The 19,214-nt window shown below is 67.9% G+C and carries 15 protein-coding genes and 1 pseudogene; 6 read left to right on the top strand and 10 right to left on the bottom strand.

Annotated features, from left to right (window positions below; genetic code table 11):
* On the top strand, positions 1-1,443 hold a 1,443-nt coding region (locus AC1DJN_RS15420), incomplete at its 5' end, for a TonB-dependent receptor domain-containing protein (RefSeq protein WP_478039409.1).
* A 69-nt stretch (positions 1,444-1,512) separates the two neighbouring features.
* Here the strand turns inward: AC1DJN_RS15420 and betT are convergent.
* The 4 genes from betT to AC1DJN_RS15440 form a co-directional block, all read right to left on the bottom strand.
* Positions 1,513-3,492: a choline BCCT transporter BetT gene (gene betT / locus AC1DJN_RS15425; protein ID WP_025878562.1), complete on the bottom strand. Its 1,980-nt coding sequence runs from the start codon at positions 3,490-3,492 to the stop codon at positions 1,513-1,515.
* Positions 3,493-3,693: 201 nt separating this feature from the next.
* Positions 3,694-4,074, bottom strand: a complete 381-nt coding sequence (locus AC1DJN_RS15430; protein WP_442252171.1) for a VOC family protein — start codon at positions 4,072-4,074, stop codon at positions 3,694-3,696.
* 67 nt (positions 4,075-4,141) lie between these two features.
* Complete coding sequence (locus AC1DJN_RS15435; protein WP_442252172.1) at positions 4,142-4,462, bottom strand: DMT family transporter; 321 nt, start codon at positions 4,460-4,462, stop codon at positions 4,142-4,144.
* Positions 4,462-4,815 (bottom strand): SMR family transporter, encoded by a 354-nt coding sequence (locus AC1DJN_RS15440; RefSeq protein WP_442252173.1) that lies wholly within the window; start codon positions 4,813-4,815, stop codon positions 4,462-4,464. The genes AC1DJN_RS15435 and AC1DJN_RS15440 overlap by 1 nt, the downstream gene beginning before the upstream one ends.
* Positions 4,816-4,976: 161 nt before the next feature.
* On the opposite strand from AC1DJN_RS15440, the gene AC1DJN_RS15445 reads away from it, so the two are divergent.
* Positions 4,977-5,828 (top strand): LysR family transcriptional regulator, encoded by an 852-nt coding sequence (locus tag AC1DJN_RS15445; protein ID WP_442252174.1) that lies wholly within the window; start codon positions 4,977-4,979, stop codon positions 5,826-5,828.
* A gap of 1 nt (position 5,829) precedes the next feature.
* On the opposite strand, the gene AC1DJN_RS15450 is transcribed toward AC1DJN_RS15445, so the two are convergent.
* Positions 5,830-6,732 carry a M14 family metallopeptidase gene (locus AC1DJN_RS15450; protein ID WP_478039412.1) on the bottom strand — a complete coding sequence of 301 codons (903 nt, stop codon included), beginning with the start codon at positions 6,730-6,732 and terminating at the stop codon, positions 5,830-5,832.
* A 131-nt stretch (positions 6,733-6,863) separates the two neighbouring features.
* On the opposite strand from AC1DJN_RS15450, the gene AC1DJN_RS15455 reads away from it, so the two are divergent.
* From AC1DJN_RS15455 to AC1DJN_RS15465, 3 genes are all read left to right on the top strand, one after another.
* Positions 6,864-8,945, top strand: a complete 2,082-nt coding sequence (locus tag AC1DJN_RS15455; protein ID WP_442251854.1) for a TonB-dependent receptor family protein — start codon at positions 6,864-6,866, stop codon at positions 8,943-8,945.
* Between the two features lie 63 nt (positions 8,946-9,008).
* Positions 9,009-10,775: a chloride channel protein gene (locus AC1DJN_RS15460; RefSeq protein ID WP_442251855.1), complete on the top strand. Its 1,767-nt coding sequence runs from the start codon at positions 9,009-9,011 to the stop codon at positions 10,773-10,775.
* Positions 10,776-10,859: 84 nt separating this feature from the next.
* Positions 10,860-11,576: an MgtC/SapB family protein gene (locus tag AC1DJN_RS15465; RefSeq protein ID WP_025878554.1), complete on the top strand. Its 717-nt coding sequence runs from the start codon at positions 10,860-10,862 to the stop codon at positions 11,574-11,576.
* 15 nt (positions 11,577-11,591) lie between these two features.
* On the opposite strand, the gene AC1DJN_RS15470 is transcribed toward AC1DJN_RS15465, so the two are convergent.
* A complete protein-coding gene (locus AC1DJN_RS15470) occupies positions 11,592-11,996 on the bottom strand; it encodes a MerR family transcriptional regulator (RefSeq protein WP_442251867.1) in 405 nt (134 codons plus the stop codon).
* A gap of 64 nt (positions 11,997-12,060) precedes the next feature.
* Here AC1DJN_RS15470 and AC1DJN_RS15475 point away from each other — a divergent pair, with 64 nt between their 5' ends.
* Positions 12,061-12,888, top strand: coding sequence for a class I SAM-dependent methyltransferase (locus tag AC1DJN_RS15475; protein ID WP_442251856.1), 828 nt, complete (start codon positions 12,061-12,063; stop codon positions 12,886-12,888).
* Here the strand turns inward: AC1DJN_RS15475 and AC1DJN_RS15480 are convergent.
* The 4 genes and pseudogenes from AC1DJN_RS15480 to AC1DJN_RS15495 all read right to left on the bottom strand — a co-directional run.
* Complete coding sequence (locus AC1DJN_RS15480; protein ID WP_478039414.1) at positions 12,827-13,264, bottom strand: DUF6959 family protein; 438 nt, start codon at positions 13,262-13,264, stop codon at positions 12,827-12,829. The two genes, AC1DJN_RS15475 and AC1DJN_RS15480, sit on opposite strands and share 62 nt — an antisense overlap.
* 121 nt (positions 13,265-13,385) lie before the next feature.
* Entirely contained in the window at positions 13,386-14,222 is an 837-nt protein-coding gene (locus AC1DJN_RS15485) for an outer membrane protein assembly factor BamE (protein WP_442251858.1), read from the bottom strand.
* A gap of 62 nt (positions 14,223-14,284) precedes the next feature.
* Positions 14,285-18,856 carry a YadA-like family protein gene (locus AC1DJN_RS15490; RefSeq protein WP_282279899.1) on the bottom strand — a complete coding sequence of 1,524 codons (4,572 nt, stop codon included), beginning with the start codon at positions 18,854-18,856 and terminating at the stop codon, positions 14,285-14,287.
* A gap of 96 nt (positions 18,857-18,952) precedes the next feature.
* Positions 18,953-19,214: pseudogene (locus AC1DJN_RS15495) on the bottom strand (hypothetical protein); the annotation flags it as partial.

Consider the following 19,214-nt stretch of genomic DNA (forward strand, 5'->3'; position numbering starts at 1 on the left):
GACAATACCCAGGTGTTCTACCGCGCCCTGGCCGGCGTGCGTGGCACCGGTGAACGCTGGGACTGGGAAGTGGCCGCACTGACCTCGCAGAGTGCGCAGCGCGAGTACGTGGACAACTTCGTTGACCGCTACGCCTTCCAGCAGATCCTGCGCGACGGCAGCTACAACTTCCTCGATCCGTCCAGCACGCCGGGCGCACTGGACGATCTGCGCCTGCAGACCAAGCGCCCGGGCTGGTACAAGCTGCACTCGCTCAACGTCAAGGCATCGACCTCGTTGTGGGAACTGCCGGCGGGTGCGATCGGCTTCGCCTGGGGCGCGGAATTCCGCAAGGAATCGCTGGACGCGCGCACCAGCGCGCAGGTGCTGTCCGGTACCGAACTGCGCCCGGCGATCAACATCGTCGACGGCGAGCGCCAGGTCAGTGCCGCCTATGCCGAGTTCAGCGTGCCGCTGCATCGCACGCTGGAGCTGCAGGTGGCGGGCCGCGGTGACCACTACGATGACTTCGGCAAGGCATTCTCGCCGAAGTTCGCGCTGCGCTGGCAACCGCTGGACAGCCTGCTGCTGCGTGGCTCGTTCTCGCGTGGTTTCCGTGCACCGTCGCTGCCGGAGATCGCACCGGGGCAGACCATCAGCTACGGCTCGGTGGTCGACCCGTTCGATCCGCTGCAGCCCGGCGGCAGCCGCGGCGTGACCAACCTGCGCACCGGCAATCCGGACCTGAAGGCCGAGCGCTCGCGCAACCTCAACGTCGGCGCCGTGTGGTCACCCGATGCCGATTCCAGCATCGGCCTGGACTGGTACCGCATCGAACAGGACAACCTGGTCAAGCCGGACAGCGCGCAGTTCATCGTCGACAACCCGGGCCTGTTCCCCGGTCGCGTGCAGCGCGATGCGCAGGGCCGCATCCAGATCATCACCAACCAGTACGCCAACCAAGGCGAGCTGACCACCTCGGGCATCGACCTGGAAGCCAACCGTACCTTCCGCACCGACGGCTGGGGCAACTTCACCCTGGCTGGCAGCTGGACCCACCTGCTCAGCTTCAAGCAGCCGCTGGTGGCCGGCCAGGCGCCCTATGACGGCGCCGGCAACAACCGCCATGGCGCGCTGCCACGCACCCGCGGCACCACTTCGTTGAACTGGGCGGTGGGCGACTGGAGCAGCACGCTGAGCCTGCAGTACGTGAGCGGCTATGACCAGCGCGTAGCCACGGCCACCAGCAATCCGGGCCTGCGCGATCGGGTCAAGCCGTACCACCAGCTGGACCTGTACGTGGCCTATGAAGGCATTCCGAAGACCACGCTGTCGCTGTCTGTGCTGAACCTGACCGACAAGGACCCGCCGTTCGATCCGGCCGGCGGTTCCAACGGCTTCGACATCAGCCAGTACAACCTGCGCGGGCAGTTCGTTTCGCTGGGCGCGCGCTACCGGTTCTGATTGAACAGGAGGGTGCGGACCAACGGTCCGCACCCTCCAAAGGCAAGGGCCATGCCCGGCGTGGCTGCATCAACGGCTCAGGTGCAGGAACTGCAGGTGCCGTTCGTACTGGCTGATGATGTCGTTGATGATCTGCTTGCGGCTGTAGCCGACCAGGTCGTAGTCCTGGCTACCCTCGTACAGATGCACTTCGGCGCGGTAGTAGCGCTGGTTGCGCAGCTGCTGCGCGGCGAAGGACGGGGTCAGGTAGCCACTGAGGATCACCCGGTACTGGAAGTCCTGCTGCTCGCCGTGGTTGACCGACAGCTCCATGTCGCCCGCTTCGAACCGCGTCTGCACGTCCCAGCCCTGCTCGCGCAGCTGCTCGGCCACCGCCTCCATCGCCGGCTTCACCGTGTCATCCATGAAGCGGTACACCTGGTCGCGTACCGGGAAGTGCATGGCCTGGGTCAGGCGCTGGCGCCAGCCCTGGTGGTGGCGGTCATCGCCGATCAGCGGCGATGGCCTGAACTGCTGCGCGCGCTTGCGGTGCGACTCGTCACTGAAGGCGCGGGTCAGGCCCCACATCATCAACAGCAGCACCGCCGAGAACGGCAACGAGGCCAGCACCACCGCTGATTTCAGGGCATCGATGCTGCCGGCCAGCAGCAGGCCGGCGGTCAGCACCGCGATCACCGTGCCCCAGAACACGCGCAGCCAGCGCGGGCCATCGTCCTCCGGCGCACCGCCATGCGAGGACAGCGTGGACAGCACCACCGCCCCGGAATCGGCCGACGTCACGAAGAAGATGAAGCTGACCAGCACGGTCACCCCGATCACCGCCTTGCTCCACGGGTAGCCATCCAGCAACGCATACAGCACCGTCGGTGGGTCATCCACCGCCAGCTGCGCCAACTGCTGCTGGCCATGGTGCAGCACCTGGTCCAGCGCGCTGTTGCCGAAGATCGACAGCCACGCCAGGGTGAAGCCGAGCGGGATCAGCAATACGCCGAACACGAACTCGCGGATGGTGCGGCCGCGCGAGATGCGCGCGATGAACAGGCCGACGAACGGCGCCCAGCCGATCCACCAGGCCCAGTAGAACACCGTCCAGCCGCCCAGCCATTCCGGCCGGCCGCCATAGGCGTATACGTCGAAACTCTTGCCCACCACGCTGCCCAGGTAGTCGCCCAGGTTCTGCATCAGCGTGCTGAGCAGGTACTGCGTGGGACCGGCGCACAGCATGAACAGCACCAGCGCAATCGCCAGCAGCATGTTGATGTTGGCCATCCAGCGCACGCCCTTCTCCACGCCGGACACGGCCACCGCGACCGCCGCGCCCATCATCGCCACCACCAGCAGGATCTGCACCATGTTCGAGTGCGGCACGTTGAACAGGTGCGACAGCCCAGCGTTGAGATGCAGCACGCCAAAGCCCATGTCCGCGCCGATGCCGAACACGGTGGCGACGATGCCCAGGGCGTCGACGGTATAGCCGATGGGGCCATTGATGCGCTTGCCGATCAGCGGATACAGCGCCGAGCGCAATGCCAAAGGCAGGTTGTGCCGGTAGGCGAAATAGGCCATCGCCATCGCCGCCAGCGCGAACACACCCCAGCCATGCAGCCCCCAGTGCAGGAACAGCAGCTGCATGGCCTGGCGCGCACCGGCCTCGCCCGCGGCCGGATCACCCTGCGGCGGCTGCAGGTAGTGGGTCAGCGGCTCGGAAACGCAGAAGAAGAACAGGGTGATGCTGATGCCTGCTGCGAACAGCATGCCGGCCCAGGAGAGGTAGCTGAACTCCGGTTCGTCATGGTCGGCACCGAGCTTGATGCCGCCGTACTTGGACAGCGCCACGCCGACCACGAACACCAGGTACAGGGTCATCGCCAGCAGGTAGTACCAGCCGACGTTGAGCGCGGCCCAGTCCTGCGCCTTGACCAGCAGGCGACCGGCGCCGATCGGATACAGGCTGACGAACAGTGCGAAGGCAACGACAACGATCGCCGCGAAGGCGAAGACGGGCCGCAGGGTTCGCACCGGCTGATGTTGAGGCTCCAGTGCTTCCATGGGCAGCCATCTCCGGATCGATCAAAGAGTGAGCCGACCGATTCTGGCTGAATCGCAGTGGACACAGGATGAAGTCGTGGCATCGCGCAGGCACGATCGGCTGGATTTCCGTGCTACGCGCGCGCCTGCAGACCGGCGGGCGTGCCGGGCGGCGTTGTCACTTTGGTCCGATTACGAGACGCCGCGTCCGGCACCGACGATTCACCCCATCACATGCACGGCGCACAGCTTGTTGCCGTCGGGATCACGCAGGTATGCCAGGTACAATTGGCGCCCGGCCTTGTGCCGCACGCCGGCCGGGTCTTCCACCGCGGTACCGCCGTGGGCGACCCCCGCTTCCTGCCAGGCATGCACCGCCTGCGGGTCTGCCAGCGCAAAGCCGATGGTGCCGCCGTTGGCATGGCACGCCGCCTCGCCATCGATGGGCGGGATGACCATGAACATCCGTCCATCCTTGATATAGACCAGCTTGCCCTCGTCATCGAACGCGCCTGCGCGACCGCCGATGGCAGTGAACAAGGCATCGTAGAAGCGGCGGGAAGCCGCCATGTCGTTGGTTCCGACGGTGACGTGACTGAACATGCGGGCACTCCGTTGCGGGAAAGCCCCAGTGTCGGCCACCTCACTGATCGCCGCAATCAAGCCGGGATCACGCCGTACTGAGCAGCAGCACGGCCGCCGTGACCAGGCCGATGCCGATCCAACCAATCGGGCGCAGGCGGTTGCCGAACAGCAGGCGACCGCAGGTGGCCGTACCGATCACGCCGATCGCGCCCCACATCGCATAGGCGGTCGCCAGGTCCCTGTAGCGCACGGCCTGGCCCAGCAGGGCGAAGGCGATCCAGACCAGCACGATGGCGCCGACACCCCAACGCCAGCGACGGAAGCCATCGGACTTGGCCACCATCATGTTGGCGGCCACATCGATCAGCGCCGAGCAGATCACGAAAAACAAGGCCATCATGTTCATCAGTGCGCCTCCCCGACGGTGACACAGACGATGCCGACCACCGCCAGCACCAGACCGGCCAGCTGCTGCAGCGACAGGCTCTCGCCGAACACGCTGATGCCGACCACGGTCAGCAGGGTCAGGCCGAGGCCTTCCCACACCGCATAGGCCACGCCGACGGCGATGCGGCGCACCGACAGCGCCAGGAAGTAATAGGACAGCGCCAGCGCGGCGGCCATCACCAGATAGCCGGTCCAGCCGCCATCGCGGGCGGCATGGGCCATGAAGGACGTGCCGACCACTTCGGCGACGATCGCCACAGTCAGGCAGGCCCAGGCGACGAAGGCGCCACGGGCGGGAACAGTACGGGACATGTGAAGCTCCTTGCGGGACGGGGGCCGCGCCCCGTCATCAGTAGATCCACGCCGTGCGTGGATGATCCGGAACGCCCCCGCAGACAGGGGCGATGGCGGCCAGTATCATCGCCTTTTACGGTGGTATCAAAATTGATTCCATCGACAGGAGCGATGGATCAATGCCCTATTCTCCCGAATCCCTGCAGGCCTTCGTCGAGGCCGCCGCGCTGGGCTCGTTCTCGGCGGCCGCCCGCCGGCTGCGCAAGACCCAGTCCACGGTCAGCACTGCCATTGCCCATCTGGAAGCGGACCTCGGCATGGTTCTGTTCGACCGCAGCGGCCGCTATCCGCAGCTGACCGACGCCGGCCGGCAGGTGCTGGGCCACGCGCAGGAAATCCTTGCCGCCGACGCGCGCCTGCAGCAACTGAGCGTGCGCCTGGCCGCACCCGTGGAGCCACGCCTGACCGTGGTGTTCTCCGATGTCTACCAGCTCGATCCGGCGCAACGTGTGCTGCAGCGGTTTGCCGAGGCATTTCCCGAGATCGAGCTGGAATGGCTGGATGCCGAGGGTCGGGACGTGCTGGAACTGGTGGATGGTGGGCGCGCCGGGCTGGGACTGCTGCCGCGCCAGGCGCAGTACCCCGATGCGCTGGTGGCCCAGCCGTTGGCCCACCACAGCGAACTGGCGGTGTACGTGGCCAGCGACCATCCGCTGGCGCAGGCCGGCGTGCGTGCGGCGGCGCAACTGGCCCGGCATCGGCAGGTGCGGCTGAGTGCGCAGGTCGACCACGCACCGCCGATCAGCGGGCCGGCATGGACCGCGTCGGACTACCTGATGGTGATGGAGATGGCCGAGGACGGCATCGGCTGGGCCGAACTGCCGCGTGCGCTGGTGCAGCGCTACGACCGGGGCCGCCTGCTGGAACTGCGCGTGCCGGGCTGGCCGAGGCGCATCCACAGCGACCTGGTGTGGCGCCGCGATACGCCACCGGGGCCGGCAGCGTTGTGGTGGGCCCAGGCGTTGGGGTGAGCTAGTGCCGGCCGCTGGCCGGCATCCCCTTGCCCGCGTCGTTGCACTGCTGCGGCGTCGCGCGGGGGCTGTCCGGGTAGACCTCGGTGGTGGTGGTGTACTTCGCCCCGGTGATGCCGGCGCACAGGCCCAGCGGCACCAGCGCGTACTCGATCACACCATGCGCGACCACTGGCGAACCGATGATCTCGCCCTTGTCGTCGGCCGGTGCGATATGGGTCACCTTCTCCACTTCGGCGACCACGGCCTGCTGGAAGGCCGGCTGCGGATTCCCGCTGTCGTCCACCAGGTAGAAGCCATCGGGAATCAGGCCCGGTTCGAACGGCTTGCCATCGCGCGCGGCGAGTGCGGGACGGAACTCGCTCTCGTCGCTGTCGGTGGTTTCGTGCAGGTCGATGTGCAGCACGAACTGGCCCTTCAGCGGTGCGATCAGTTCGATCAGCGCCGTCGATTCGCGGGCCGGGCCGTCCGCGCGGAAATTGCGGTTCGGGTCGATCGCATCGAAGTTCCAACGGTTGATGCGCTCGAAGCCCCACGGATTCACGCACGGCGCGACCAGAAGGTTGGCCTTGCCGGCGTAGTGGGCGGCATGTTTTTCGAGGAACTCCAGCGCGCCCATTACGCCACTGGTCTCGTAGCCATGCACGCCGCCGGTCACCAGCGCGGCCGGCAACGCCGGGTTCCAGTCGCGGCTGCGCAGGGCGAACAGGGTGTAGGTCTCGCCTGCATAGTCGAGCTGGCCGTAGGCCACCTTGTCGAAGTGCCCGGCCAGTGCATCGATGCGCGGCAGCACCTCCTCGTCGTAACGGCGCAGACGCTGCTGGCGCGCACGCCACTGCTCCCTTTCCGCAACGCCCCACGGCTGGCCAGGGGTACCGACGGGGTAGAAAGCAGCAGTGGACATGGCAGTTCTCAGCGGGTCAGGAGGCAATCGGCCACTTTACCACCGGGCCAAAGCGCTGAACGGCGGACCGATTCCAATGGCGAATGGAATCAGCAATAATTCTCATTTACGACCTTCCACGCCCCGCACCGATGCCTATCCCTGCCCAGCAACCGGCCCGCCTGCCCCTGGCTGCCGCCCTCGCCCTGTGCGTGTTTCCGGCCGCCAGCGCGCTCGCGCAGGACAGCGCCACCACGCTCGACAGCATCCAGGTGTCGGGCAGTTGGTTGGGCACCGGCCTGCACGACAGCGTCAAGAGCTTCGCTGGCGCGCGTACCGTGGTCGATCGCCAGCGCATCGAGGCCAGCGGCGCCGCCAGCCTGGGCGATGCCATGCGCCGCATTCCCGGCGTGCAGGTCACCGACAACTCCGGCACCGCTGGCAGCTCGGTCTCGCTCAACATCGGCGTGCGCGGCCTGACCGGCCGCTACTCGCCGCGCTCGACCGTCCTGCTGGACGGCGTGCCACTGGCGGTTGCGCCGTACGGCCAGCCACAACTCTCCTTCGCCCCGGCCAGCCTGGCCAACATCGAATCGATCGACGTGGTACGCGGCGGCGGTGCGGTGCGCTACGGGCCGCAGAATGTCGGCGGCATCATCAACTTCAGCACCCGCGCGATTCCGACTGCGCCCGGCCTGCACGGCGAGGCCGGCGTGCGCTACAGCGCCTACGATCACGGCGGCGGCGACAGCACCCAGTACAACGCGTTCCTCGGCGGCACCGCCGACAACGGCCTGGGCATGGCCCTGCTCTATTCGGGGCAGGACGGCCGCGGCTGGCGCCAGGGCAGCGATGACCGCTTCGATGATCTGGCGCTGAAGTTCGCCTATGCCATCGACGCACAGCAGGAACTGCGCGCCAAGCTGTCGTACTACGACGTGCGTTCTCTGACTCCGGGCGGCCTGACCCGCGCCCAGTACCAGGCCGATCCGTTCCAGAACACCCGCCCGTCCGACTTCTGGAAGGGCCATCGCACCGGCATCGACCTGGGCTACACCAACACGCTGTCGGAGAACAGCGAGTTCGAGGTGCTGGCGTATTACAACGAAAGCAACCGGGCCAGTTCGCTGATCAACGCGGCCAACACACAGATCACGGTGCAGCCGCGCGACTACCGTGTGCTCGGCATCGAGCCACGCTACACCCAGCGCCTGCACTGGGGCAGCAGCGTGCACGACATCACCGCCGGCTACCGCTTCCTGCGCGAGCGCGGCAACGACCGCAGCTACACCGTTACCCGCCGTACCGGTGCGACCGGCGCGACCACCCGCTTCGACAACGCCACCGATGCGCACTCGTTCTATGTTGATGACCGCATCGCCATCGGTCAGTGGCGGATCACGCCCGGCGTGCGCATGGAGTGGATCGACATGGACCGCCGCCAGGCCGGCGGCGGCGCGACCTTCAGCAGCCGCAACGACAAGGCCCTGCCCTCGCTCAACGTCGCCTACCTGTTGACCCCGCAGCTGACCGTGTTCGGCAACTACACCACCTCGTTCGGACCGGTGCAGAACATCCAGTTGAACTCGCAGAGCGCGACCAATCCGCTGAACCCGGAAATCGCCAGGACCACCGAGCTGGGCGCGCGTTGGCAGGATGGCGCGCTGCGTGCGGAAGTGACCGTGTTCAAGATGCGCTTCGACAACCAGATCCTGCAGGTGCCGGGCATCACCCCGCCCACCTTCCAGAACATCGGCGCCACCGACCACAAGGGCGTGGAAAGCGCGATCGAGTACCGCTTTGCCGAAAGCAGCGCGCTGGCCGGGCTGGAACTGTACGCGAACTACACCTGGACCAAGGCCATCCAGCAGTCCGGCGACAACCGCGGCCTGGATGTGCCGTTCTACGCGCGCGATACCGACAGCGTCGGCGCCCGTTATGCGCTGGCCGGCTGGACCTTCAACGTGTCCAGCACCCACCAGAGCGGCCAGTTCTCCGATGCCGCCAACACCTGGGAAGAAGCCGCCGACGCGCGCGTAGGCCGTGTACCCGGCGTACGCCTGTGGAACGCGCAGGCCGCCTGGCAGCTGCCCTGGCTGGCCGACAGCGAGGTCGCGGTGGGCGTGAACAACCTGGCCGACAAGCGCTGGTACACCCGCAACGTGGATGGCAATGCCGGGCGCATGGTGGCCGCGCCGCGCACGTTCTACGTGCAGGGCCGCTACCGCTTCTGAGCATGGCAACCGCCTGATGCGGTGACGGTAGCGCTCACGGTGGCGGCGTATCATGCCGCCACCATGTCCTCCACCGCTTCGCCATCGCGCCTGCATCTGGCCTTCCAGGGCCTGCGCCTGCGCCTGCGCGGCAGCGACCTGTGGTTCATCGCCCTGGCGCTGGTGGTCGGGCTGATCGCCGGCGGCCTGACCCTGTTGCAGGCTGGGCTGGCACGCACCCTGCAGACGGCGTTGTATGGGCTGGACGAGGGCATGCGCCTGAGCTCGCTGCCCGCTTTGACCTGGACTGCCCTGCTGGTGCTGCCGCTGGGTGGCCTGGGGGTGGGCCTGGTCAGCCTGGCTGCCACGCGCCTGAAACGCCCCCTGCTGGATGCCGTGGAAGCCAATGCACTGCATGGCGGCCGCATGTCGATGCGCGACAACCTGATCGTGTTGACCCAGACCCTGGTCTCCAATGGCTGCGGTGCTTCGGTCGGACTGGAAGCGTCATACACGCAGATGGGCGCCGGCAGCGGTTCGCAGCTGGGGCGGGTGATGCGCCTGCGCCGCAACGACGTGCGCATCCTGGTCGGTGCTGGCGCGGCCGGTGCGATCGCCGCGGCCTTCGGTGCACCGCTGGCCGGGGCCTTCTACGCCTTCGAGATCGTCATCGGTGCCTATACGCCGGCGGCGCTGGCGCCGGTTGCGGTGGCCGCACTGGCCGGCGCCTTCGTTGCCGACCAGGCAGGCGTGGACGCCTATCTGCTGCCGGCGGCATCGACCATCGACGTGCGCGCAGCCGACTATGCGATCTACGGCCTGCTCGGCTGCTGCTGTGCGATGGTCGGCATCGTGGTGATGCGCCTGATCGCCTCCATCGAGGGCACGGTCAAGCGCAGCCCATTGCCGTTGTGGGGGCGCCCGGTGGTGGGCGGCCTGCTGCTGATTCCGCTGGCGCTGGCCAGCCCGCAGGTGCTGTCGTCCGGCCACGGAGCGCTGCACCTGGACCTGACCACCCATCTGCCGCTGATCTGGATCGGCGGGCTGCTGACGCTGAAATGCCTGGCCTCCGGCATTTCGCTGGGCTTCGGTTTCCGCGGCGGACTGTTCTTCGCCTCGCTGTTCATGGGCACCCTGGTCGGCACGCTGTTTGCGGGGCTGCTGGCGATGGCCACCGGCGTCCCGGTGGTCGACGCCACGTCGGCCGCGCTGGCAGGCATGGCTGCACTGGCCGCGGCGGTGGTTGGCGCGCCGATGACCATGGCCATGCTGGTACTGGAAGGCACCCACGACTTCCTGCTGACCAGCGTGGTGATGAGCGCCGTGCTGGTGTCCAGCACCCTGGTGCGGCAGTGGTTCGGCTATTCCTTCTCGACCTGGCGCATGCACCTGCGCGGGGAAACCATCAAGAGCGCGCGTGACATCGGCTGGGTGCACAACCTCAATGCCGGGCGGATGATGCGCAAGGGTGTGGCCACCGCCTCGGCCGACCTCGATGCCGCCGCCTTCCGCCAGCGCTTCCCGCTGGGCTCGGGCAGCCGGGTGATCCTGATCGACAGTGAAGGCCACTACGCTGGCATCGTGCAGATTCCGCGCCTGTTCGGCGACGGCGTGAAGCCCGAGGACGTCGTAGGTACGTTCGCCGAGAACCGCGACGTGGCCCTTGCCACCAGCGCCGACGTGGTGACCGTGATGCAGCGGTTCGACCAGACCCAGGCCGACGAGCTGGCGGTGGTGGCCGACGATGGCCAGGTGCTGGGCGTGGTGTCTGAAGCATTCGTGCGCAAGCGCTATGCGGAGGAACTGGACAAGCGCCAGCGCGAAATGATGGGCGAGCGCGTCGACGAGTAGATCCACGCCACGCGTGGATGATGCCCCCTGCCCCTCCACGCGTGGCGTGGTTCTACTGTCACCTGCGGGAGGTAGACTGCGGCCATGCGCTTCATTGAAACCTTCCAGCCCGGCCCGTTCGCCGACACCGTGGTCAGCCTGCTGGCGGCGTTCGTGCTCGGCACCCTGATCGGCGCCGAACGCCAGTACCGGCAACGCACCGCTGGCCTGCGCACCAACGTGCTGGTGGCTGTCGGCGCTGCCGCCTTCGTTGACCTGGGCATGCGCATCGCCGGCAGCGCCGAGGCCGTGCGGGTCATCTCCTACGTCGTCTCGGGCGTCGGCTTCCTCGGCGCCGGCGTGATCATGAAGGAAGGCATGAACGTGCGCGGCCTGAACACCGCCGCGACGCTGTGGTGCTCGGCTGCCGTGGGCAGCTGCACCGGCGCGGACATGCTGGCCGAAGGCGTGCTGCTGACCGTGCTGATCATCGCCGGCAATACCCTGCTGCGGCCACTGGTGAACGCGATCAACCGCATCCCGATCAACGAAGCCGCCAGCGAAGCGACCTACGAAGTGCGCCTGAGCGTGGATGCCGACGCGGTACCGCGCGTGCGCGAGCGCCTGGTCGATGCGCTGGAAGCCGCGCAGTACCCCGTTGGCGACGTGCAACTGGTGGAGCACGCCGATGCGCCCACTGATGTGATCGCAGTGCTGGTCAGCACCGCGGTCAGCGCCGACGAACTGGACGTGGTGCTGGCGCGGATGGAACAGGTGCCGGGCGTGCTGCATGCCACCTGGGAAGTCAGCACCCGCGATTGAGCGGGTGTCGGCAGTTCATCCGCGCGCTACGTGCTGCTGCGCTCGCAGCAACCTGCGGAACGACACGCAGCGCCGAGCATCCTCGGCGTGTGGACAGGCGGCAGCCCGCCGCAGCCGATCCTGCGCCCGCTGCAATCTGCGGATCTGCAGCTGCAGCGCATCGGCCCGGGCCAGCAATGCCGTGCGATCCAGTGCAAGCCCTGCCCCCTGCGGCATCGCTGCGCCGATCTGCTGCAGCGACAGGCCTGCCGATTGTCCCAGGCCGATCAGTGCCAGCCGTTCCAGCACCTGCTCGTGGTACTGCCGGCGCAGGCCGCGACGCCCCAGTACCTGCAACAGGCCGAGCTGCTCGTAGTAGCGCAGCGTCGAGGCCGGCACGCCACTGCGGCGGACCACCTCACCGATATCCAGTTCCTGCATCGTGCTTGACCTCAAGTGGGCTTCAAGCGCCACCATGGTCGCACTCCCCGCGCAAGGCAAGCCCATGGACGATTCACTCCCGCTCGATCAGAACACGCTCTGGAACGGCGCCGCCGGCGAGAACTGGGTCGCGCAGCAGACCCTGCTGGACGGCCTGTTCCAACCGATGGCCGATGCCCTGCGCGACGAGCTGCCGGTTACCGTCACGGAACTGCTGGACGTGGGCTGCGGCACCGGCGCCAGTACGCTGAGCGCCGCCGCAGCACGCCCTGACGCCCATTGCACGGGCGTGGACATCTCCGCACCGATGCTTGGCCTGGCCCGCCAGCGCGCCGCCGCGATCGCGCGCGGGGTCGACTTCATCGTTGCCGATGCCCAGCGCCATCCCTTCGCAACGGCGCACTACGATTGGATCCAGTCGCGCTTCGGGGTGATGTTCTTCGAGGACACGCAGGCCGCCTTCGCCAACCTGCACCGTGCCGCCCGAACGGGCGCGGGCCTGCGCTGCATCGCCTGGCGCAGCGCGCAGGAGAATCCGTTCATGACCACCGCCGAGCGCGCCCTTGCAGACCAGCTGGTGCTGCCGGCGCGGGTACCCGGTGCACCGGGGCAGTTCGCTTTCGCCGATGGCGAACGGGTGCGCCGGCTGCTGCAGCGTGCCGGATGGCAGGACGTGGACATCGCGCCGCTGGACCTCACCTGCTTCCTCAGCCGTGATGCGCTGGCCAGCTACGTCGGCCAGCTCGGACCTGTGGGTCTGGCCCTGCGTGCGTTGCCGGCCGAACGCGCCGAAGCGCTGCTGCAGCAGGCGCTGACCGCGTTCGCACCGTTCATCGACGGTGACCGTGTGCGGGTGGAAACCGCCTGCTGGATGATCCGCGCCCGCGCATAGCAACAGAAAAGGGGACGGAGGGGATCAAGTCGTTCATGCCCCGGTTGTGCGGGACACGACTTGATCCCCTCCGTCCCCTGTTTCTCAACAAGGCCTCGCCGGCATCGGCCAGGCGCGATTCGATGAGCGCGTACCACTGCTCGAGCATGTCGACCAGCATGTCCAGCTCGGCGTCGGCACGCTGCGCGCGGCCGCTGCGCAGGCACGCCTGTGCTTCCTGCAGCTGGGTGAGGAAGCCGGCAACGGTGTCGGCCTGCAGGATGAGGCCCGGCAGCCGGCGCCCGGGAATGCGCACGACCGCATGGTTGCCGAGCTGGCCGTACACGCTGAGAGTGGCTTCCGTCTTCATGGACAAGGGCAGGAATTGGGCATTCATCAGGTGCACCAGGGAAGAAACCTGCCCACCGGCAGGCGTGGAAAACGGGGGAGACGTTTCCACGTCCTGCCGGCAGAACAGGGGGGACTCGGGATGCCGGGGCACGCCCCGGCGCGGGGATTCAGTGCGACCGGGCCACGCCCGCGATCTGCACCCGGCGATTGGGCGCCAGGCAGGCGATCAGTTCGCGCCGGTTGCGCTGGTCGCACTGCACCAGCGGTTCGGCCGCACCCCGCCCTTCAGCGCTGATGCTCGCCGCGGATACGCCGCCCTGTACCAGCGCCATGCGCACCGCCTCGGCACGTCGCTGCGACAGCGTCTGGTTGTAGGCAGCGCTGCCGATGCGGTCGGTGTAGCCGACCACCTGGATCGACTGCACCTGGCTGGCCTCACGCACCTGCGCCAGTACACCCTGCACGGCCTGCTGGCCGCTGGCACTGAGTACGGCACTGTCGAAGCCGAACAGTGCATCGGCAGCCAGCCGCAGCGGCTGCTCCGGCAAGGGCGCCGGCGCCGGCGGTGGCGGCGGACGCGGCGGGTCGAGGACCGCTGCGCACGATTCAGGCTTCCAGTAGCCGCCCTGGGCGATGCCCTTGTTGTCGAAGCGCACCTGGAACTGGCAGGTGAAGTACTCCGCGCCCTGTGCGGTGCGGAAGTTGAACAGGTAGTTCCACTCGCGCACGCCCCACATGCCTTCGTTGAAGTGCGGGGTGCCGAGCAACGTGTACAGCTGGCGCTTGCTCATGCCCGGTGCGAACCGGCGCAGGTCGGCGATATCCGGATAGATGCCTTCCTTCAGCGATGCCTTGCTGGCCTCCGGGAAGGTGACGGCGGGGCTGTCGGCGGGGCCGTCGGCGGCCGGTGCGTGGCTGCGGCAGGCAACCAGCAGCCCCGCGGCCAGGATCAGGCCCAGCGTGGCGGCGACGCGGCCACTGCGAGCGATGCGATGCGGTTTCATGTCATTCCCCCTGTAGACGTTGCCCGCTGCGCCGGGCCGCGAATGCGACCCGGCGCAGGCGATCACCACTGGATGCCGGCACCGACGGCCACACCGGCCTCGCCGCGGCTGTTGGTGGAACCACTGAACTTGTAGATCCAGCGACCGCCCTCGGAGACACCGGAGATGCCCAAGGCCACGCCGGATTCGCCGTTGTAGCTGCCGGCGGCGATCGAGGCCATGTTGCGGCCGGCTTCGCTGGGCTGCGGCAGCGATGCGGTTGCCATCGCCGAGGCGATACCGGCCGAGGCGCGGTTGTCGGTCTTGCGCAGGTCGCGTTCGAAGCCGCCCATGCGCTCATCGGTGTAGGCCTTGGACCAGTCCAGGGTCTGCGCCATGCCCGACTTCAGCTGGTCGACGTTGACCGCGTCGGTACCGGCGGTGCCGGCAGCGACGTTGCGCACCGTGGTCGGGCCGCTGCTGGTGCTGCCCAGGGTCACGCTGTTGTAGTTGGTGGTGCCGTTGGTGGTGGTGTCATAGCGGATCGTGCCCTGCTGCGAAGCCTGCAGCTGGCGCACGTTGACCGCATCGGTCGCCTGCGAACCATCGGCCACGTTGACCACCTGGCGTTCGGCACCGGCTGCACCCACCGACACCGTATTGGCGCGGTTGGCGACCGAGCCCGCACCCAGCGCCACCGAGTTGTCTGCCTGCGCCTGCGAGCCGTTGCCCAATGCGGTCGAGTTGGCCCCGGCCGCAGTGGAGCCGGCACCGCCCGCGGCGGAGTTGGCGCCGGTGGCGGCCGGATCGGCCAGGTTGTTGCTGTTGTTGGCGCGGAAGCTGCCGGCAACGTTGGTGATGTTCTGGATCTTCTGGTCGGTGTAGGCCTTGGACTGGTCGATGGCGTAGTTCACGCCGTTCTTCAGCTGGCCGACGTTGGTCGCATCATGGTCGTCGGAGCCATCGGCCACGTGGGTGATCTTGCGCTCGCTGCCACTGCTGCCCACCGCCACCTCACCGGACGAGTTGCTGGCGCCGGCCTGGCCATAGGCACCGGTATAGCCGGTCTGCGCACCGACGCTGGCCACCGAACCGGCACCCAGCGCAACACTGTTGCCCGCGCTGGCATTGGCACCGTTGCCGACCGCTACGCTGCCCGCACCGGCTGCGCTGGCCTGCGGGCCGACCGCCAGTGCTTCGGCACCGGTGGCCGTGGCTGCGGCAGCCGTGGAGTTGACCGCCAGGTACGGGCTGCCGCCGCCGCTGCTGATGCGCTGGTTGAGCACCCGCAGCGAGCCGTCCACTGCAGAGAACGCAGCGGTGACGTTGCTGTAGTCGTTGCCGGTGATGGTGCCATCGGTGGCGATGGTGGAGATGTTGAAGGTCGGCGCGGTCCACAGCCCGGTGCTGCCGTTGTACACGGTGCTGCCACCGAAGTAGCTGGCCACCGTCTGGTGCGTGCTGAACAGCTGGTCGCCGGTGATGGCATCGCTGCTGCCCGCCAGGATGCTGCCAGCGGCCACGTTGGTGACTTTCACCGGTGCACCGCCGGTGCCGCTGAGGGTCACGGTATCGACCACGTTGCCACTCCCGTCCACGTCGTACTTCACGGCGCGTGCGTCCAGGTCATCGGTCTGCTCGGCCACATTGGCCAGCGAATTGCTGACCGCGTCGAAGGCCGTGCCGACGTCGTTGTAGCTGCCCTGGCTGACCGTGCCATTGGCGGCGACGTTGTTGAGCGTGTAGGTCGGCGCGGTGACCACGCCATTGGCATCCACTGCAGCGCCGCCGCCGAGGTGGGTGGCCACCGTCTGGTTGGCCGCGAACAACTGCGCACCATTGATTGCTTCACTGCTGGCCGCGCTGATCTGGCCCGGGCCGAGGTTGCGCAGCGTGGTGGCGGTGCCGGACTGGCCGAGCGTCGCACTTGCGTAGTTGACGCTGCCGTCGCCGTTGAGGTCGTAGCGCAGCGCGCCCTCTTCGGAAGCCTGCAACTGACCCAGGTTGACCGCATCGGTGCTGGCGGTGCCGGCGGCGACGTTGGTGACCTGGCGTTCGGCGCCCGCGGCACCGATCGACACGCTGTTGGCACGGTCGGCCAGGCTGCCGGCACCGACCGCGATGCTGTTGGCGGCGGTTGCGCTGGCACCGGCACCGACGGCGATCGCTTCGGCGCCGCTGGCCACGGCGTCGGCACCGGTCGAATTCACCCGCAGGTACCGGGTGCCGGTGTTGCGGATGTCGTTGATCTGGGTGTTGAGGTTGACCAGCGAACCATCCACCGCATCGAAGGCGTCGGTGACGTTGTCATACAGCCCCGGGGCCACGGCGCCACCGGTGGAGATGGTGCTGATCTCGAACAGCGGTGCGGTGAACGTGCTGGTGAGCGGATCGAACGCTGCGCGTCCGCCGAAGAACTTTGCCATCGTGTCGTTGCTGGCGAACAGCTGCGCACCATTGACCGCCTCGCTGCTGGTGGCGTTGACCGCGCCGGCTGCCAGGTTGCCGATGGTGGTGGTGCCGGTGCCATTGCCGAGGGTGACACGGCGGTAGTCGGGGTCGCCTGCACCATCCAGGTCATAGGTGACCGCCGCCGCGCCGACCGCATCGATCTGGCTGATCGCACCCTTCAGCTGGGCCACGTTGACTGCATCGGTGTTGGCGCTGCCGGCTGCCAGGTTGGTGATCTGCCGCTCGCCACCGCCTGCGGTGCCCACCGACACTTCGCCCGCCGACACCTGTGCGGTGGTCAGGCCGTAAGCGCTGTAGCTGGCCTGCGCGCCGCGCAGTGCGGCCGAGCGGTAGCCCAGCGCCACCGAGTTGGCCTGGTTGGAGGTGCTCTCTGCGCCGAGCAGGGTCTGCCCGTTGGCAGTGCCGCTGGCACTGTCGCCGACCACCACCGAGTGCCCCATGCGTGCTGCATAGTCGGCGGTGGGAACGCCGGTCGGATCGCTCGGATCATTGGCGCCCGCGCCCGGGAAGGCGACGTTGGCATCGACCTTGGGCAGTTCATGGCGGGCGTTGGCACCGATCACCACCTCCTTGGAGCCGTTGGCATAGGCGCCATCGCCCATCAGCACCTGGTAGTCCTGCGCTGCGTTGACCGCCCAGCAGGAGATGTCCGCCAGCGCGATGTCCAGGCACTTGGCCGCCCAGGCCGGCGAGTCCGTCGGCAGCAGCAGGCCGAGCAGGCCACCGGGATTGCCGTTGTTGATGTTGTAGATGTAGCTGTCGGAGGTGACGCCACCGATCAGGGTCAGGTGCGAGCTGCCACCGGTGACCGCTCCACCCAGTCCGTTGAGCGTGGTGCCGACCGGCGTTGCATTGACCACCGGCAGGCCGAGCACGTTGACCGTGGAATAGGTCTGCATGACGTTGGCGGTGCTGAGCTTGAGGTTGCCGTTGGACAGGTAACCGGTGCCGCCGAACAGGCTGGCGGTGGTCGGGCCGAGCAGTTCGGTGACACCGCCCACCAGGCCACCGGTACCGATCACCAGGCCCGCGTTCGGGTCGGCAGCGGCGGGCGCCTTCGGGCTGGTCGGCGGAATGGCCGACGGCGAGGTCAGGCCGAGGCTGCCGAGGGTATTGCCGACCAGGCCACCGACGGCGCCGGTCAGGTTGCCGACGGTGCCGTTGAGGTCACCATTGAGCAGGCTGCCGACCGCGCTGCCAACGCCGTTGAGCGCAGTGCCGACGCCGTTGAGCAGGCCGCCCAGGCCAAGCGCGCTGTTCTGCGCGGCGACGGTTGCAGTGCCGGCCAGCTTGAGATTGCGATCGGCGACGATTTCCTCGCCGTCCTTGCCCTGCACCCGTACCTTGCCTGCCACGCCGGTATCGAACGCTGCGGTGATCGCGCGGTCATCGGTGTCACCCGGCAGCTCTTCCTTGGCAGGCAGCGTGACCGCTGCGGTGGCACCGATCTGGCCCTGGCCTTCGATGTGATTGCCGGCCACGACCAGCTGCGCATCGACCTTGCCATCCACGGCCGCCTTCAAGCCGGACGGCGTTACACCCGCTGCCGCGGCAACCTGGGTGCCGGCGTCAATGCTGGCAACCGGCTTGCCGGCGATGCCGACATCGGCCTTTGCTGCCGCGTTGGCAGCCAGACCCAACGGCGCCTGTGCAGCCGGTGCGACGTTCGCGGCAAGCGCGGCATCGACACGGGTAGCGGCTGCAGTGCCAACACCGATGTTGGCGCGCACGTCGGCGCCCAGCACCGGTGCAGGCACCTGGCGCGGCGCGGCGCCGGCCGCCAGCTTGACCTGCACGGTGGCCGGCAGCACGTCGCGCACGACCGGCAATGACGTTGTGCTCAGCTGCAGGCCGACGCGTGCGTTGGCACTGATCGCCGGGTTCGCCTGGGCCTGTCGTGCAGCCGCGGCCAGCGCCACTTCGGCATCGACCTTCACCGGCATCGGCTGGGTGTACTTGGCCGCCAGCGCCTGCAGGTCGCGCAGCGATTGATTGGCCTCTGTCGCCGCCGCAGGTCCGCTGGCCAGCACGCACAGCAGTGCCATGGCCAGGGTGCTGGGCACCAGAAGGCTGGCACGACGGTCGCGCGGTGCGGTACCACCGCTATCGCCGGTGGCCAGTTCCGAGGCCACAACCAGAGCATTGAGCTGGCGGTTCCATACACGCCGGTAGATGCGGTTCATGAGCATTTCCCCCGTAGGCGGACAACTTGAATGTCAGTGGACTTGCCGTTAGGCAGGTGACTGACATTTCGCGCCTTTCAGCGAGGGCTGAGCACTTCATTCCGGCAGGGCAATCGCGCATTCCGGCAAATCCACGGCCGGATTCGGCAGCCACATATGCAAATCCGGCAGGGAGGGCTGGCCGGGCTGCCGCCCGGCACCCGCAGAGGCGAAAACCAAAGCCAAAGCCAAAGCAACAGCCGGCTCTGGGTTTTCTGCGGGTTGGCGGGGCGGTGTGGGCTTGCAGGACACGCCGTAAACCCGTCCATGGGGGCTCGATGGCGCCATCCATGGCGCCAACGGTCCTGCAAGCCCACAC

Source organism: Stenotrophomonas sp. 05L414_2, from assembly GCF_056397905.1.

What these genes read in the sequence shown, in the direction of transcription:
- betT (WP_025878562.1), bottom strand. Translation starts at nt 3,492, where the DNA reads ATGGAAGCACTGGAGCCTCAACATCAGCCGGTGCGAACCCTGCGGCCC.
- AC1DJN_RS15430 (WP_442252171.1), bottom strand. Translation starts at nt 4,074, where the DNA reads ATGTTCAGTCACGTCACCGTCGGAACCAACGACATGGCGGCTTCCCGC.
- AC1DJN_RS15435 (WP_442252172.1), bottom strand. Translation starts at nt 4,462, where the DNA reads ATGAACATGATGGCCTTGTTTTTCGTGATCTGCTCGGCGCTGATCGAT.
- AC1DJN_RS15440 (WP_442252173.1), bottom strand. Translation starts at nt 4,815, where the DNA reads ATGTCCCGTACTGTTCCCGCCCGTGGCGCCTTCGTCGCCTGGGCCTGC.
- AC1DJN_RS15445 (WP_442252174.1), top strand. Translation starts at nt 4,977, where the DNA reads ATGCCCTATTCTCCCGAATCCCTGCAGGCCTTCGTCGAGGCCGCCGCG.
- AC1DJN_RS15450 (WP_478039412.1), bottom strand. Translation starts at nt 6,732, where the DNA reads ATGTCCACTGCTGCTTTCTACCCCGTCGGTACCCCTGGCCAGCCGTGG.
- AC1DJN_RS15455 (WP_442251854.1), top strand. Translation starts at nt 6,864, where the DNA reads ATGCCTATCCCTGCCCAGCAACCGGCCCGCCTGCCCCTGGCTGCCGCC.
- AC1DJN_RS15460 (WP_442251855.1), top strand. Translation starts at nt 9,009, where the DNA reads ATGTCCTCCACCGCTTCGCCATCGCGCCTGCATCTGGCCTTCCAGGGC.
- AC1DJN_RS15465 (WP_025878554.1), top strand. Translation starts at nt 10,860, where the DNA reads ATGCGCTTCATTGAAACCTTCCAGCCCGGCCCGTTCGCCGACACCGTG.
- AC1DJN_RS15470 (WP_442251867.1), bottom strand. Translation starts at nt 11,996, where the DNA reads ATGCAGGAACTGGATATCGGTGAGGTGGTCCGCCGCAGTGGCGTGCCG.
- AC1DJN_RS15475 (WP_442251856.1), top strand. Translation starts at nt 12,061, where the DNA reads ATGGACGATTCACTCCCGCTCGATCAGAACACGCTCTGGAACGGCGCC.
- AC1DJN_RS15480 (WP_478039414.1), bottom strand. Translation starts at nt 13,264, where the DNA reads ATGAATGCCCAATTCCTGCCCTTGTCCATGAAGACGGAAGCCACTCTC.
- AC1DJN_RS15485 (WP_442251858.1), bottom strand. Translation starts at nt 14,222, where the DNA reads ATGAAACCGCATCGCATCGCTCGCAGTGGCCGCGTCGCCGCCACGCTG.
- AC1DJN_RS15490 (WP_282279899.1), bottom strand. Translation starts at nt 18,856, where the DNA reads ATGAACCGCATCTACCGGCGTGTATGGAACCGCCAGCTCAATGCTCTG.